Consider the following 279-nt stretch of genomic DNA (forward strand, 5'->3'; position numbering starts at 1 on the left):
TTTATCACTAGCAATTGAATCGATTTCTATGTCAAATGGCTTAACTAACTTTTTAATATTAAATTTGTTCACTTTTTTCCTTTTTTTCTTATCTTAATTTAATAGATAATTTTTCATCTAATGCATTTAGAATATTATCCATTGATTTAGTTATATCTTCTTCTTCTAAAGTTTTATCATCATTTTGTAAAACAAATCTGATTGTTAAACTTTCATTTTCACCTAACTTTTCATCTGTATAAATATCAATTAAGTTAAATTGTTTGATATTATTATCAT

General features: G+C 20.8%; 1 protein-coding gene. It reads right to left on the bottom strand.

Going from position 1 to position 279, the window contains the following annotated elements:
• Positions 1-88: 88 nt before the first annotated feature.
• Positions 89-279: phenylalanine--tRNA ligase subunit beta-related protein (locus ETC07_RS15120; RefSeq protein ID WP_136249328.1), on the bottom strand; the 191-nt coding region annotated here is incomplete at its 5' end.

Origin of the sequence: Halomonas borealis, assembly GCF_004798905.1 — a bacterium.
In the GTDB taxonomy this organism is placed as follows: Bacteria; Pseudomonadota; Gammaproteobacteria; order Pseudomonadales; family Halomonadaceae; genus Halomonas; species Halomonas borealis.